1 protein-coding gene is annotated in these 335 nt (G+C 69.9%); it reads left to right on the plus strand.

Annotated elements, in window-relative coordinates:
- Positions 1-335: CoA-transferase (locus JYK17_RS40335; RefSeq protein ID WP_308011750.1), on the plus strand; the 335-nt coding region annotated here is incomplete at both ends.

The following is a 335-nucleotide window of genomic DNA, read 5'->3' on the forward strand; positions in this document are numbered from 1 at the left end:
GGGGTGGAGGTGGTCCTGGAGTCGGAGAACGGCATCCTGGGCACCGGCCCGTATCCGGCCGAGGATCAGGTCGACCCGGACCTGATCAACGCGGGCAAGGAGACGGTGACGGTCCTGCCGGGCGCCTCCTTCTTCGACTCGGCGCTGTCGTTCTCGATGATCCGGGGCGGGCACATCGACGTCGCCGTGCTCGGGGCGATGCAGGTCTCCGCGACCGGCGACCTGGCGAACTGGGCGATTCCGGGGAAGCTGGTCACCGGGATCGGCGGCGCGATGGACCTGGTGCACGGGGCACGCCGGGTGATCGTCGTGATGACGCACTGCGCGAAGGACGG

The organism is Streptomyces plumbidurans (genome assembly GCF_019857225.1).
GTDB lineage: Bacteria > Actinomycetota > Actinomycetes > Streptomycetales > Streptomycetaceae > Streptomyces > Streptomyces plumbidurans.